1 protein-coding gene is annotated in these 228 nt (G+C 53.5%); it reads left to right on the plus strand.

Annotated features, from left to right (window positions below; genetic code table 11):
* On the plus strand, positions 1-228 hold a 228-nt coding region (locus tag KVT28_RS27580), incomplete at both ends, for a hypothetical protein (protein ID WP_217551548.1).

Here is a 228-nt window from a genome sequence, read left to right on the forward strand (position 1 = left end):
GCGCGGTGGTGTATAACCAAAACCGTCAGCAGGGCCGCGTACGCCTGTTTGAAAGCGGTTTACGCTTTGTTCCTGTTACACAGGCCGATCTGGGTATCCGCCAGGATCTTATGCTGGCCGGCGTTTTAAGCGGCAATCGCTATGAAGTGCATTGGGATCTGGCGCGTCAGACGGTTGGCTTCTATGATTTGAAAGGCGATTTAGCATCGCTGCTGGATTTGACCGGTA

Origin of the sequence: Pantoea sp. GbtcB22, from assembly GCF_019091025.1 — a bacterium.
Classification (GTDB): Bacteria; Pseudomonadota; Gammaproteobacteria; order Enterobacterales; family Enterobacteriaceae; genus Pantoea; species Pantoea leporis.